12 protein-coding genes and 1 pseudogene are annotated in these 14053 nt (G+C 59.4%); 8 read left to right on the top strand and 5 right to left on the bottom strand.

Going from position 1 to position 14053, the window contains the following annotated elements; genetic code table 11:
- Positions 1 to 12: 12 nt before the first annotated feature.
- The 5 genes and pseudogenes from AC0NIE_RS14030 to AC0NIE_RS14010 all read right to left on the bottom strand — a co-directional run.
- On the bottom strand, positions 13 to 1323 hold the full coding sequence (locus AC0NIE_RS14030; RefSeq protein WP_473489146.1) for an O-antigen ligase family protein: 1311 nt from the start codon (positions 1321 to 1323) through the stop codon (positions 13 to 15).
- Positions 1320 to 3044, bottom strand: a complete 1725-nt coding sequence (locus AC0NIE_RS14025) for a Wzz/FepE/Etk N-terminal domain-containing protein (protein ID WP_473489147.1) — start codon at positions 3042 to 3044, stop codon at positions 1320 to 1322. The genes AC0NIE_RS14030 and AC0NIE_RS14025 overlap by 4 nt, the downstream gene beginning before the upstream one ends.
- 10 nt (positions 3045 to 3054) lie before the next feature.
- Positions 3055 to 4374 carry an oligosaccharide flippase family protein gene (locus AC0NIE_RS14020; protein ID WP_473489148.1) on the bottom strand — a complete coding sequence of 440 codons (1320 nt, stop codon included), beginning with the start codon at positions 4372 to 4374 and terminating at the stop codon, positions 3055 to 3057.
- Positions 4375 to 4533: 159 nt separating this feature from the next.
- On the bottom strand, positions 4534 to 5340 hold the full coding sequence (locus tag AC0NIE_RS14015; protein WP_473489149.1) for a WecB/TagA/CpsF family glycosyltransferase: 807 nt from the start codon (positions 5338 to 5340) through the stop codon (positions 4534 to 4536).
- A gap of 170 nt (positions 5341 to 5510) precedes the next feature.
- Positions 5511 to 5633 (bottom strand): annotated as a pseudogene (locus AC0NIE_RS14010) (bifunctional Delta(1)-pyrroline-2-carboxylate/Delta(1)-piperideine-2-carboxylate reductase); the annotation flags it as partial.
- A gap of 178 nt (positions 5634 to 5811) precedes the next feature.
- Between AC0NIE_RS14010 and AC0NIE_RS14005 the strand changes: the two are divergent.
- From AC0NIE_RS14005 to AC0NIE_RS13970, 8 genes are all read left to right on the top strand, one after another.
- Positions 5812 to 6429, top strand: coding sequence for an SIS domain-containing protein (locus AC0NIE_RS14005; protein WP_473489150.1), 618 nt, complete (start codon positions 5812 to 5814; stop codon positions 6427 to 6429).
- The gene (locus AC0NIE_RS14000) at positions 6426 to 7694 is read left to right on the top strand and encodes an HAD-IIIA family hydrolase (RefSeq protein WP_473489151.1); all 1269 of its coding nucleotides are present in this window, start codon (positions 6426 to 6428) and stop codon (positions 7692 to 7694) included. Before AC0NIE_RS14005 ends, AC0NIE_RS14000 begins: the two co-directional genes overlap by 4 nt.
- Positions 7687 to 8742, top strand: a complete 1056-nt coding sequence (locus AC0NIE_RS13995) for an NAD-dependent epimerase/dehydratase family protein (RefSeq protein WP_473489152.1) — start codon at positions 7687 to 7689, stop codon at positions 8740 to 8742. Before AC0NIE_RS14000 ends, AC0NIE_RS13995 begins: the two co-directional genes overlap by 8 nt.
- Positions 8743 to 8775: 33 nt before the next feature.
- Positions 8776 to 9858 (top strand): GHMP family kinase ATP-binding protein, encoded by a 1083-nt coding sequence (locus AC0NIE_RS13990; protein WP_123147937.1) that lies wholly within the window; start codon positions 8776 to 8778, stop codon positions 9856 to 9858.
- Positions 9859 to 9961: 103 nt separating this feature from the next.
- On the top strand, positions 9962 to 10495 hold the full coding sequence (gene rfbC / locus AC0NIE_RS13985; protein WP_473489154.1) for a dTDP-4-dehydrorhamnose 3,5-epimerase: 534 nt from the start codon (positions 9962 to 9964) through the stop codon (positions 10493 to 10495).
- A 46-nt stretch (positions 10496 to 10541) separates the two neighbouring features.
- On the top strand, positions 10542 to 11879 hold the full coding sequence (locus AC0NIE_RS13980; protein ID WP_473489155.1) for an NAD(P)H-dependent oxidoreductase: 1338 nt from the start codon (positions 10542 to 10544) through the stop codon (positions 11877 to 11879).
- Positions 11880 to 11920: 41 nt separating this feature from the next.
- On the top strand, positions 11921 to 12709 hold the full coding sequence (locus tag AC0NIE_RS13975) for a phosphatase PAP2 family protein (protein WP_133254760.1): 789 nt from the start codon (positions 11921 to 11923) through the stop codon (positions 12707 to 12709).
- A gap of 767 nt (positions 12710 to 13476) precedes the next feature.
- The gene (locus AC0NIE_RS13970; RefSeq protein ID WP_473489156.1) at positions 13477 to 14049 is read left to right on the top strand and encodes an FkbM family methyltransferase; all 573 of its coding nucleotides are present in this window, start codon (positions 13477 to 13479) and stop codon (positions 14047 to 14049) included.
- Positions 14050 to 14053 lie beyond the last annotated feature (4 nt).

The following is a 14053-nucleotide window of genomic DNA, read 5'->3' as shown; positions in this document are numbered from 1 at the left end:
ATCCATGTTCGGTCAGATGTATGAACAAGCGCAATGCTGCGTTCGACCCGCTTCAACTGGAGGGGGTTCCACAGCCAAGGCCGGAACGCTGGCGCGAAGTGCAATCAAATAGCCGTATGAGAAAGCAATTCCCACAATCTGTACAGGGCTCTCCAGGACTGGATTGACGAACATGGCGAGGAAAATCGTGATGAAGACTGTGGACGCATGATTGCTAACACCGCGTGGCAGTCGATTTGGCGGGAAGGCCACCAAAATGGCAGACACGATCAAAATGAAACCAATGACCCCCGTCCGCAATATGGCTTGAAAGAACGAATTGTGAATTCCTGTCGAGAGTATCTCAAGCATTTTGGCATGCGTAATATTCCTGGTGTCAGGAAGAAAGGTAATATCCTCGAACCCGGGAAACTCATATCGCCATCGGACCGATTCCTTCCCAAATCCGATGCCAAATCCGTATGTATCCGCAAGGGATGCGAGTGCGTCCGAAATGAACGCGAGTCGGATCCCGGAATTCGGGTCCAGAGCAAAGGTTTGAGGTATGAAGTTCAGCCCGACGGCATAGGCCGAAGTCAGTGCGGTCGCCAGAGCTGCGGCCATCAACCGGCCAGGCACGCCAATTAGAATGACGATCATCGTGACCGCGAGCACCTTGAACTGAGCCAAGGGGCTGGCGAGGGCTATTCCCAATAAGAGCAAAATGCCGCCGTATCGGCGCCAGTCGTTCGTCAGAAAAATACCGCCTGCAATGAAAAACGCGGCAATGACCATGTTATTGATCAGCGAACCATAAAGAATCGGTATCGTGGCTTGCGGAGATGCGCCCTGATATTGCACGTCCTGCTGAAACATCACCGCCGGAGCGACAACGAGAGACAGGAACAAGAAAACGGGTGCACCAAAAAAGGCATTGCCATTCATCAGCCTGCGGCGGAAATAAGCCTTGGATGCCCATGCGACGGCGAAGAATCCCACAATCGGGACGATTTGCCTTATGACTGCTTCTTGAAGGAAGTGAACCTGCCAGGAATCCGGCATCAGCCCGTATCTGGACAGCAGGGCAATGAAGAGGCAGAAGGCGGTGTAGACCGCCAGCAGACGAGGCGGCACCGTCTGCCGCAGCACGGCATAGGCCAGACAGACACCGACCGGGATCACTATGAAGAAAGGGCCAAGCAGGCGCAGGGATATTGCGAGGGCGCAGGCCAGCCAAATGCCGGAGAGAAAGAGGGTGTAGTCGAGCACGTCAGGGGAATGGCTGCAAACGAGGTCGACCGGCTCTGAACCCTTCCTGCGTGACAATGTCGCTGGCGAGGTCATGGCCTGTATTCCCGGTTAGGACTGAAAGCCGCACGGTTGATCCTGGTCAAAATTACTGCCGAGAGTTTCTCTGCAGGGATGATGCGCAGGATTCCCTCAAGGTGGTCCGCGAAAGTGCGGCGTGCCTTCAGCACCAGGAGGACCTCGCTGATGACGCCCATGGCCGCTTCCAGATCAGCGGTGCGGTCGGTGCTGTGAAAATCAACCACTATACAACTGTATTCTTGCTGCAGATGCTGGAGTGCAGCGGAGATGGAGAGCGAGGCATTCAAGTCGGAGATTGACCCCGTGGGCCTGAGAACCAGAACTTCCAGCCCTTCCTGATCCGCGGAAATGGTGGCAAACGCCCTGGCGAGCTTGCGACCTGGCTCCGCGTTCAGCATTGGGTGGTCCATTGATGGCTTTTGCCAATTGGCATCAACGAGCAGTGTCTTTTGCCCGGTCGCCGCAATGATCCTTGCGAGATGAACCGCCACCGTGGAGCTTCCGGACCTGCCGAGGGGTGAAGCAACGCCGATTACAAATCCGCTTTGGCGGCCCTGAACTCCGCGCATCCGGGTGGCAATCTTACTCAGCGAGCTGTGAAGCTCGGGAGCGTCCTTTGAGTAGACGGGCTGCAAAGACTGCTCGCATGGCCCCACAACATTCCACCTGCGGCGGGGAATTCTGGGGATGCCTACAATCCGATCAAGGCCGGTCGACCTGTGCACATCCTCGACCGTTATAAGGCGGTGGTTCATTGCTTGCCTGATCAATGCATGACCAACGCCGGCAACCCCACCGGCCATAACGGAGAGCGCTACCATCAGGACCGTTGGCGGCCAACTGCGTTGGCGAGGCGGTTCGGCCGCCGTGATAACCCTTGCGCTCGGGATCAGCGACGAGGCGCTAAAATCGGAGTGGGTCCGCTGCAGAAGGGCATTGTAAAGCGAGCGATAAACCTCGGCCGCGCTCTGCTGCTCGCGGAAAAGGACTCTTGCCCTCTCCGCAGATTCAGGGTCTGATGGGGGTTTCTTCAGTGGTTCGGTCACAAAAGCCTTTTCCCGAAGTTCCGCCAGCCGCTTGTGCAGATCAGAGGCTTCTTCCGCGCGAGCCGCCTGCCGGCTCTCGCGCTGACTTCCGATGTAACCGCCGGCGATCGCGTTCGCGAGCATGGCCGAGAACTGAGGATCGGAAGAGGTGGCCCCTATCTCGACGGCGCGGGAGGAACCCAGCTGATGAACGGAAAACGCGCGTCTCACAAGGACCATCGCCTCATGCCGAATATTTGGCTCCGCCGTCGGCAGTTCGGTGCCGAAGAGAGACGCCAATTGGCTCCGCACATAGCTGGAGATCCGCGCGCGCACGCTGTCATCCATCACAAACTCTTCGTCTTCCGCTAAGCCAGTGTGGTCAACAACGCGTCCGACGACCTCGTCCGACTGAATGACCTGTATCTGGCTCTCTACATAGACCCGCTCATCTGCCTCAGCTTCGCCCGGTTGCGAAGCGGGCGGAGATGAAAGGAGGATCGTCGCATAGGCGGTGTAATATCCAGGCGAAAGGACCGCATATGCGCCGCCGACACCAAGGCTCACAACCATCCAGAGGAGGCAAAGGCGCCAACTGCTTCGAACAAATCTCAAGATGTCTTTCGCGGTCAGCTCGTCGCGATCCTTGGGGGGGATCGGCTGGTGAGGCGACCCGGACGGCTGAACGACAAAGTGATCAGTGGCGAACATACATGCTCTCCTACGACCGGAAACGATCGGCCTCGTGCTCCAACGGCGCGGATTGGGACGCCGGCGGATATCCTCGCACCCGGCCTGCGTCGCAAGCCGCCGCCGTGCGAAGGACGGCCGCTCCGCCAATGAGGAAGAAGCCGGCTGAAACCACCAGCACGACGACTTCCTTCGCCACCATCGCATAAACAATGGCTTGCTCCGCCATGACGAAAGACAAAAAATATGCGGCCACCAGGAATACTAGCAGACCGGATGCGTTAAGGGCGGTCCATTCATTTTCATACCCGTAACTAAACATGAATATATTTGATGTGAATGTATTTATGTTCATCAGCAATGGTATAATTGCCATTGCGCGCACGATAGGTGTCGCTCCTGAAAATTCATCTCCAAAGAGGATCAATATTATATTTGGAGCAACAAAGAACATTCCAATACTCATCGCCGTTCCGCCTGCTATGGTGAATAGTGATCTCCTTATCAGTCGTATCCCGGCAGCAGGGTCGACATGAGCGTAGTATGAAACCCTCGGGAGGAAGGTATCCATAAGCAACTTGAAAAATACCCGCGCGGCTAATAGGAATTTTTCGGCGACAGAATATTGTCCGGCTGCGACATAACCTTCGAAATGCTCGACAAGGGCGACAGGGAGGGTGACGAGGGCAGCGTCCATGGCTACGAAGAGGCATCCGCTCCAGCCATTGCGCAGCTGCATTCCAATCGTCGAAAGCGTCACGGACCTGAAGCCGCCGAACCCAATCGGAAGGATGAAAGGTAAGCAGATGACGCCACTGACGACGGGAACTGCGCTTTGGATGGCAACGGCGAGCGCGACCTGGTCAGGTGATGCGACCAAGGCGACGAAACAGACTAGCGCCAGAACGCGAGCAACAACCACCGCGACGGCCGCCTGCCAGGCGCGTTCCAGGCCGACGAAGAGCCAGGCCGGAAAAATAATGCTGCCGGCGGCCGCGAGCATCGCGCACAGGAATGTCGGCCTACTGAGCGCCAGGACGTCGCCGGCCAGCACAAGGCCAACCAGGCATACGGCAACGAACAGCACTGCCTTGGTGGCCATGACCTGAGCAGCGAGTGACGCGATCGCCGCCGGCTCGTATCGAAGGGAAGCAACCCTGCGCTGCGCGGTCCAATGAAATCCATAGGCCACGACGACGGCAGCGAGTTGTCCGATGGCGAGCGCATATGCGTACTGCCCGAAACTCATGGGTCCGAGGACACGCCCGGCATAGGGCAAGATGATCAGCGGCTGCAGGACGTCGGTGACATGCAGGACAGCCAGACTGGCGGCCTGTTTGCTCAGAGTCATGGTAGCCTCCAGTCAGGTGCCTGTCGAGGCAATGCAGACCACACCGTCCAGACATGGGCAGCGCCGCCTCCCAGCAGCTCCAAAGAGCAGCGCCCGTGAAGGAGTTGGCGCAGATCAGCAACACGGCGGTCCGAGTGTGTTCACTGGTTCCGCCTCCCTCTAACCGTCACGAAGTCTGCGCCTGGGAAGCAGCGACGCCTGCAGCAAAGCCAGGATGAACAGGCTGTTCGTCACGAGATACCTGCTCGCCAGGCGGCGGGGATCCTGGAAGAGCCGGTGCAGCCATTCCAGCCCGCTCTTCTGCATCCATTGCGGCGCCCGCTTGACGTCTCCGGCGTGGAAATCGAAAGCTGCTCCTACCCCCAACATGACCGCATTGATCCGGCCGCGATGCGCCTGCATCCAGCTTTCCTGCTTGGGACATCCGAGCCCCACCCACACGATCCTCGCACCGGACTGATTGATCATTCTGACCACTGCCTCATCTTCCTCGGCCGACAGAGGGCGGCGCGGAGGTGAGTAAGAGCCCACGATGTTTATGCCGGCAAACTCGGTTCGAATGCACCCTCCGAGACGCTGGAGGGTGCCCGGGCTGCCGCCGTACAGGAACATTGGCGTGCCGAGTTCCGATGCCCTCCGGCAACAAATCCACATCAGGTCCGGTCCGCTGATGCGCGGCTGATCCGCGTGTCCCTGCCGCCTCAGCATCCAGGCCACCGGCGCTCCATCCGGCGCGACAAGGTCGGCGCTATCCATCGCTTCGGCATGGGCGCGATTGCGGCGGGCGGTGACGACACTGTGGACATTGCACAGGAAAACCGTTCGGCTCTCCCGCCGTAGGGCCCAGTCGAAGACGCAGTTGACTGCCTGCGCCAAGCCCAGGGCGTGCACGGGTACCCCAAGCACTTGCTCGCGCAACTGTCCCTGATCGATCGCGTGTCCCTGATCGATCGCGAGCTCTGTCATGCCACACCCTCGATTGCTGCAATAGGTGAGCCATCATCACAGCGTGCGAGCACTTCGAGTTCAATTGCTATTCCGAACGGGAAGCTGGCGGGCGGCGCGCTCACCGGAGGTAGCTAAAAGGAGTATCCCTTGTTCTCTCCGTGGTGCCGAAAGAGCGCATGAAATGCGCAGCCCGTCCCGCCGTCGAGCAGGAGGTAAAGCCCCATCACCGCGGGTTTGCCTACGGCATTGTTGTCGGGCGACACCGTGACGATCTTGACGCCGATATGGCCGCCTGCCGACGTGCCGGCCGCAACGGAGAGAACAAGGGATTTAGGTACCTCCGATGAGCGCCGCCCGCCAGCTTCCGTTCGGAATAGCATTCGGAATAGCAATTGAACTCGAAGTGCTCGCACGCTGTGATGATGGCTCACCTATTGCAGCCATCGACGGTGGCATAACAGAGCTCGCGATCGATCAGGGAGTGGTGGGATGTCGCAAATGTTCGCGTATGATGCCCTCTGGTTGCAGCCTAAAGAATTCACGCAGGATTATCTGGCATCGCTGTGCATCGCATTGGCGCAGATCGATACGGATGCCGTGCAGGAGGCGATACAGATGCTGCGCGCCGTACGCGATGCGGGCGGCACAGTCTTCGTCGCCGGCAACGGCGGCAGCGCAGCGACCGCCTCCCACTGGGTCAATGACCTCGGTAAGGCCACGAAGCGCTCGGGAAGGCAGCCAATCCGGGTCATGGGCCTGACAGACAACGTCTCCTGGATGACGGCGCTCGGCAATGACGAAGGCTACGAGCGTATCTTTGCCGGCCAGATGGAGAACTTCGCCAAGCCGGGTGACGTGCTCATAGTGATTTCAGCCAGCGGGAACTCGCTTAATCTCGTGCGGGCAGTCGAACTCGCTCGCGAAAGGAAGGTAGCCACCATCGGCATTGTCGGTTTTGACGGCGGCACGCTTAAAGAGCTCGTCGATCAGCCAGTATGGGTGCGGTCTGAAAAAGGCACCTACGAACTCGTCGAGGACGCCCACGCCGCGATCTGTCATGCCATCACGCGATACCTCGTCGCCGACCGACCGGAGCGCGGTCAATGAATATTGTCCTGCCGAGCTCTCCCTGCCTGCAAAAGGCAGATGTCGAGGGCCGCACCTACAGCCGGCCGCGCCAGGCGGTCATCCTGGCCGGCGGGCGTGGCACGCGCATGCGGCCGATCACACTCGACCGCCCGAAACCAATGGTGCCGGTGCTCGGCCGCCCTTTTTTGGAATACCAGATCGAACAGCTGCGGCAGGAGGGGTTCGAAAGGGTTCTTCTTCTACTCGGGTATTTGTCCCATGTGGTGATGGACCACTTCGGCGACGGCAGCAGGTTGGGCCTCAGTATCGAATATGCCGTCACCCGTCCCGACGACCTCACCAGCAGCCGGGTATCCAATGCCCGTCACCTCATAGATCCGTGCTTCCTGCTGCTGTATTGTGACAATTACTGGCCGATGCGCATGGAGCGGCTGTGGCAACGCTTCTGTGCGGCCGGCAAGCCTGGAATGATCACGGTCTACAGCAACAAGGACGGCTATTCACGCGGCAGCGTGATCCTTGATGCGGACGACAATGTGACCGTCTTCGACCGGCTCCGCACCACGCCTGGGCTGCAGGGAGTCGAGATCAGCTATGCCATACTGACCGATCTCGCCCTCGAACTCCTGCCCGACGAGGACACCCTCTTCGAGGAGGCCATCTACACGCCGCTCGCGACGCAGCATCGCCTCGCCGGCTTCGTGAGCGAGCACCGCTATTACAGCGTGGGCTCGATCGAGCGTCTACCCGCGACGGAGCGCTTTATGAGGCGCGAAAAAACCATGCTCGTAGATAGGGACGGCGTACTCAACTGCAGACCGCCACGGGCTCAATATGTGTGTTCATGGGACCAGTGGGAGTGGGTTCCGGGTGCAAAGCAGGCGTTGGCCCTTCTGAACGAGGCCGGCTACCGCATAGTCATCATCTCGAACCAGGCAGGGATAGCGCGCGGAGCGATGACCGCCGCTGATCTCGAGGCGCTTCACCAGCGCATGTGCGCCGAGTCCGAAGCCGTCGGCGGCAAGATCGCGGAGATCTACCACTGCCCACACGGCTGGGACGACGGCTGCGACTGCCGCAAGCCCAAACCCGGCATGCTGTATCAGGCACAGCGCGACTTTGATCTCGACCTCACACGCACACTCTTTGTCGGCGATGACGATCGTGACCGTCAAGCGGCCGAAGCCGCGGACTGCCTATATGCGCAAGTAAGCGAGCAATGCTCGCTTCTGGACCTCACCCGTCAACTCCTTTCGAAAGCGGAGCAGGGCAGACATGAATGAACCAACACGCGTTCTCGTCACCGGACACAATGGATATCTCGGTTCTGTCATGGTGCCCGTGTTGCAGGCGGCGGGCTATGAGGTGGTCGGGCTGGACATGGGATATTTTCGTGCGTGCACCCTGGGAGCCGACAATACCAGTGTGCCCGAGATCACAAAGGATCTGCGCGCCATCGAACCCCCGGATCTCCAGGGCTTTGACGCGGTGATCCATCTGGCGGCACTCTCGAACGACCCGATCGGAAATCTCAACGCGGATTGGACGAGGCAGATCAATGCGGAAGGGACAGTTCGTCTGGCCACGATGGCCAAGGCGGCCGGCATCCGGCGGTTCCTATTTTCCTCCTCCTGCATCATGTATGGCATGTCGAAAGCCGCCGTCGTCGACGAAACCGCCCCGCTGGCGCCGCAAACAGAGTACGCAAGATCGAAGGCTGTTGCCGAAGAAGCGCTGCGCGCGCTGGCGGACGATCGGTTCTCGCCCGTCTATTGCCGCAACGGCACCGTCTATGGTCTCTCGCCGCGAATGCGCTTCGACACCGTGCTGAACAATTTCATGGGCAGCGCCTTCACAACTGGACACGTCGAAGTCCATAGCGATGGCACGCCATGGCGGCCCGTGGTTCATGTCCAGGATGTCGCGCGCTATTTCAAATTGATGCTGGAGGCGCCGCTACAGGACATCCACAATGAGGCGTTCAACATGGGTGTTGAAAGCCTCAATCTTCAGGTGCGCGAGATAGCGGAGATCGCCGTTGACGCCGTCCCCGGCGCGCAGCTCACAATGACACCGAAGCCGGGCGCGGACCAAAGGACCTACAAGGCGGACTTCAGCAAGTTCTCACGGACTTTCCCGGATTTCGAGTTTCAGTCGACGGCGCGAAAGGGAGCGCAGGAGCTTTACGAGGCGTTCCGCTCGATCGCACTTAGATTTGAAGACTTTACCGACAAGCGCTTCACGCGGCTGCGCTGGCTCGATCATTTGCTCAAGGCGGGGATGCTCGATGATCAGCTGCGCTGGCGAACCGCACAGCCGCGTGTTGCCTAATTTTCATTCCGTTGATTTTCGAGAGGGCAAAATATGGAACAGCTAGACGATACCAAAGCCGTGGGGCGCCGCTCAGGACTGGACCTTCTGACCATCATCGATCGCGCTGCACAGCGTCTACCGTCTCTCGTCCTGACGCGCACTCCTTTGCGCGTCAGTTTTGCTGGCGGCGGTACCGACCTGCCCGATTTCTACAATCTCGATTGCGGCGCGGTCTTCAGCGCGGCAGTGGACAAGTACATCTATGTCACCGTCAAGCGTCACAGCGAGATCTTTAATGAACCCATCCGCTTGAACTATTCACAGACAGAGCAGGTAAACACCATAGGGGAGATCAAGAACAACATCGCTCGCGAATGCCTGCGTTTCCTGGAGATCGAACCGCCGATTTACATCTCGACGGTCGGAGACATGCCGGCCTCGACGGGCATGGGGGGGTCGAGCTCGTTCACGGTGGGACTGCTCAACGCCCTACATGCATTCCGGGGAGAACGTGTCACCCCTGGCCAACTCGCCGAAGAGGCATGTCACATCGAGATGGACATCCTCAAGGAGCCGATTGGCAAGCAGGACCAGTATGCCGCCGCGTTCGGGGGCATGAACCTGTTCCGCTTCCAGCCTGGCGGCGCGGTAACGGTCGAGCCGCAGCGGGTGCGCAATGGCGCCGTCGAACATCTCTTCAGCAACCTGATGATGTTCTGGACATCGCATCAGCGACCGGCCAGTTCCGTGCTGGCAGAGCAGAAGGCGAACACGTCAAGCAATCTCGATACGCTCAGGCGGATGCGGGACGATGCCTTCATGCTTCAGGAGATCTTTTCGGAGCCCGTCATCGACATAGAACGCTTCGGTGCCGTCCTTCACGCAGGGTGGGAGATGAAGCGGAGTTTGGCGTCCCGCGTGAGTAACGCGGCGATCAATGGCCACTACGACCTCGCCAGGGACGCAGGTGCGGAAGGCGGCAAGCTGTGCGGCGCCGGCGGCGGCGGATTCCTTATGTTCGCGGTCAAGCCGGAACGCCGGGAAAGCGTAAGACGCGCACTCTCACACCTAGCCTATGTGCCTATCGGCTATGAAGTCCACGGCTCGCGCCTCTTGCATCCGGCGCAAGTCTGATGCCGTCCCGCGATCGCACAAGCGGACCGCCGGCGCGAGCAACCCTCAGGAGAGCGTCGGAGATGCGACCCGACGTGACACTCATTTGATCAATCGATCTACGATGCTTTTCACAAAGACCGATATTCCCGGCGCCACCCTGGTGGAACTGCAGAAATTCGAAGACGAGCGGGGCTTTTTCGCACGCGGCTGGTGTTCGCGGGAATTTGCCGAGCAGGGGCTTCCGGATCATGTCGTGCAGATGAATATTTCATACAACAGGCACAAGCATACACTGCGCGGCTTCCACTACCAGCTGGCTCCCCATGGCGAGGACAAGATACTTCGCTGCATACGGGGCAGCCTGTACGACGTGCTGATCGACCTGCGGCCCGAGTCGCCCACCTATAAGCAGCACCTCACTGTGGAACTTTCCGCGGCGAACCAACGGATGCTGGTGATACCGAAGGGCTGCGCGAACGCCTTTCTCACCATTGAGGACCACACCGAGGCCACGTATCTCGTCTCCGAATTCTATGCACCTGCAGCCGAACGCGGTGTTCGTTGGAACGATTCTGCTTTCGCCGTGAAGTGGCCAGTGGATGAGCCGGCGGTGATCTCAGATAAGGACCGAACTTGGCCGGACTACGCCGAATGACCTTTCTCGGCGACGAACTTGCGGGAGCGCTACAGAGGAGACGCAAATGTTCATCGTCGACAGGGAGTTGGAGTTGCTCCAGGCTGAGGGGCGTCCAATTCGCGTGGGTATGGTGGGGGCCGGTTTTATGGCCCGAGGCATCGCGATGCAGATGCTGCGACATGTTCCGGGCATGAAACTCGCAGCCATTTCCAACAGACACGTGGAAAAGGCGCGAGAGGCCTATGCCGCTGCGGGCGCGGACGATGTGACGGAGGCGACCAGCACCAAAGCGCTTGAGGATCTCGTGGCCAGCGGCCGCCGCGCGATCACGGCGGACCCGATGCACATTTGCGAGGCCGAAGGCATCGACATCGTCGTCGAGGCGACAGGCGCGATCGAGTTCGCTGCCCACGTCACAATGCGCGCGATCCGGCACGGCAAGCATGTCGCCCTGATGAATGCCGAACTCGACGGCACGATCGGCCCAATCCTGAAAGTGTATGCCGACCAGGCAGGCGTGGTCCTCACCAATGTGGAGGGGGATCAGCCGGGCGTCATCATGAACCTCTACCGTTGGGTCAGGGGCCTGGGCATACGTCCCGTGCTTTGCGGGAACATCAAGGGCCTGCACGATCCCTACCGAAATCCGACGACCCAGGAGGGATTTGCCAAGAAATGGGGGATGAAGGCCCCGATGGTCACCTCCTTCGCGGACGGCACGAAGATCTCATTCGAGAATGCCATCGTCGCTAACGCCACAGGCATGCTGGTGGCCAAGCGCGGCATGTACGGGCCTGTGGTCGAGCCCGGGACCCCGATCCAGGAGGCGGTCGGCTGGTATCCGCTCAATCAGCTCCTCGAGGGGCCGGGGATAGTTGATTATTGTGTCGGCGCCACGCCCAACCCCGGCGTCTTCGTTCTTGGCACCACAGAGAATGCCGTCGAGAAACACTATCTGTCACTCTACAAGATGGGCCCCGGGCCGCTCTACTGTTTCTATTGGCCTTATCATCTGTGTCATTTCGAGGTGCCCTTCACGGTGGCGAGGGCCGCGATCTTCCGCGATGCTGCGATTGCGCCCCTGGGCGCGCCGACCGTTGACGTGCTGGCCGCCGCCAAGCGGGACCTTAGTGCCGGAGAGATCCTCGATGGCCTCGGACATTACATGACCTATGGCCTCTGCGAGAACGCGCCGACGGTGCACGCCGAGCGGCTTGTGCCGATCGGGCTCGCCGAGGGCTGCCGACTGCTGCGCGACGTCAAGCGCGACGAGGTGCTCGGCTATGACGACATCGAGCTTCCGGTAGGGCGGCTGTGCGACGCGCTGCGCCGGGCGCAGGATCTTGTCTTCTTCGGCAGCTCTGCCGCGTCACCGCAGCGCGAGGTTCTTACAACCGCTTAGTTAGCGGGATGTTCCGCAGACCGAGCCCGAGGAGGTTCGAGATGGCCGAACCGATGGCGCGAACGCTATCCGACTTCCATTACCTGAAGCATGCCGCCGCGCTTTGCCTCCTCTTTGTGGGTACGACTTTCCTGGCCCTTAACCCGGATTGGATCGACAGGCCCCTCGTAAAGGCCATTAACACCGTAGCGAGCAATCAGCCCTTCGCCAGCCGGCTCGCTTTCGGTGCCGTCTACCCAACAACCGAGGGCGCTATAGTTGTGTCCTTGCTTTGGTATTGCTGGTTCGCCCATGACAGGCCGGAATCGAGGGCAAGGCTGGTGAGCGGCGTCTGCGCAGCTGTCCTCGCGGCGCTCGTCGCGCATTTCCTGCAGGGCACTCTGCCGACGACGCCAAAGCCGATTTTTGACGCCGCACTTGGGCTTCATATCCCGGAGGTTCTGGGCGACGCTGCCGTTCTGCGCTCAGCGCCGTTCGCCGGCAGCCCCGGGTTCCCCAGCGAGCGAGCGGTTCTGTTCGCGGGTTTAGCGATCGCCATTCTTCTCGTTCGCTTCGAACTCGGACTCCTCGCCCTGGCCTGCACCTTGGTGATAGAGCTTGCGCGAGTCTACTTGGGGCTGCATTACCCGACCAATGCTCTGGGTAGTCTCGCCTTGGCCGCGACCCTGGCATGGCTAGCACAAACGCGCCCGAGCCTTGAACTCGGCGCCTTGTTTCTCCGGTGGGAGCGCGGCGCCGCACCAAGCTTCTATCTGTGCAGCTTTCTGGTCTCATACCTTGTTATTGCGTTTCAGGACTTGCGCGAACTTGCCAAAGGGCTTCTCCAGTAGGAACTGGTGTGAAGCCATGCTGAAGGGTTCGCAACAGCGGCGAATTACCACAATGCAACGGATCAAAAAATATGCATCCGGCAGCTGGATAAGGCCCCCCATACGGCTTCCACTGGCCCTATTACCTCTGCCATTTCGAGTACCCACTACGTCGCGCGGCCGCTGTTCAAAAAGCCCGATCGCTCCGCTCGGCGAAGCCCAAGGTCAATTTCGTTCGAACCGCGAAGGCCCGCCCTCCCCTGCGTTCAGCTCCGCAACGAACAGGATCACCACTCCTTCGGCTCCGCAAGTAGCCGGCACGCAGCCCTCGGACAGGGCATCGGCGTAGGGACTCGTGAGCCGGCGATCGCAGCGGGGCGGCTACTTCCTATGCAGCGGGGCGAAGACGTTGGCCGAGCCCAAGGCGACGCTCCCGCAGCATCTGTTACGAACGCCGAGCGATGGGGATTACCTCCTTTTGCTGGAGTGCCTGCCACAATGACACTCTGGTCGCGGGAGGAAATGATGTAGAATTCACAGGGCGATAGCCGCTCCGCGTTGGGCCAGACTGAACCCATCTGGCGCTCTTGTCCATTTTGGACATGGTGAGGAAGGCGCAGTCAAGCGGAACAGCTACTACAAATAAGCCAAAGGCACTATTGATGTACAATCCAGATTGGCTCCGGTATTGTAAGCGCGTTGTAAGAGCGGCCTTAGGCTTCGATCATCTTCTCCGGCCCGAATGCTCTGTTCCTACACAAAAACTCGGCTCCGTATATGGAGGTTGGGTGGTTGCGGTCGAGCCTCTTCTAGGTACTCCATCCCCTATTGTTCTTTCCTTTGGCTTAGGGGACGACATTTCATTTGATCAGGAAATCAGCAAAGTATTCGGCGCAAAGGTCTTTGGGTTTGATCCGACTCCGGCCAGTCTTGACTGGATTGCCGCTCAGGAATTACCCCCCACTGTGCGGATCTACCCCCTGGGAATATCTAATTTCGACGGGGAGCAGACGTTTGCTGTGTCCGAAGATGATACACGCAGCAATTTTTCCACGAAGATGGTTACGGGCAAGAGCATTATCTGCAACGTGAGGCGTTACTCTACTATCCTGGATATGCTCGGACTGGCAACTATCGATGTGCTGAAACTCGACGTTGAGGGGGCAGAGCACGACGTCCTTCCAGAGGTGCTTGGATCTGATGTCTTACCGAGACAGATTCTCGTCGAGTTTCACCACTGGTGGCACCGCACTCCGGTGGAGCAAACCTACCGAACAGTGGAAGCGATAAAGGGCCAGGGGTACACCCTGTTCCATGTTTCTCCTGCGGGCCACGAATTGTCATTTTTGCTGACGCGATAACAAG

The organism is Mesorhizobium sp. WSM4842 (assembly GCF_055901575.1).
The sequence above is the reverse complement of the archived record's forward strand: the minus strand, read 5'-3'. Positions and strand labels throughout refer to the sequence as shown.